Origin of the sequence: Cupriavidus consociatus (assembly GCF_017814975.1) — a bacterium.
GTDB lineage: Bacteria > Pseudomonadota > Gammaproteobacteria > Burkholderiales > Burkholderiaceae > Cupriavidus > Cupriavidus consociatus.
Window position 1 is genome coordinate 1 of record NZ_JAGIQA010000236.1, and the last position, 229, is coordinate 229.

Annotated in this window: 1 pseudogene; it reads right to left on the minus strand. The window is 73.4% G+C overall.

The window, feature by feature from the left end:
• Nucleotides 1-229 (minus strand): annotated as a pseudogene (locus J8I82_RS38200) (alpha/beta hydrolase); the annotation flags it as partial.

Genomic DNA, 229 nt, shown 5'->3' on the forward strand with positions numbered 1-229 from the left:
GGGATCGGAGTACAGCACGTCGGCCTGATCGTCCGGCGCGCGTGCGCCGCTGTCGCCGATGCCTTCGATGTCGATGCGCAACGATGCGATGCCGCGCTGCGCGAGCGTGCGCGCGAGCCGCACGCCGATGCGGCCGTCCGCGCTCCGCGGATTGGCCGCGGTGTTCGCGATCAGCAGGCACGGCATGCCGGCGCGCGCGGGCACGATGGGTTCGCACAGCGTGCCGACG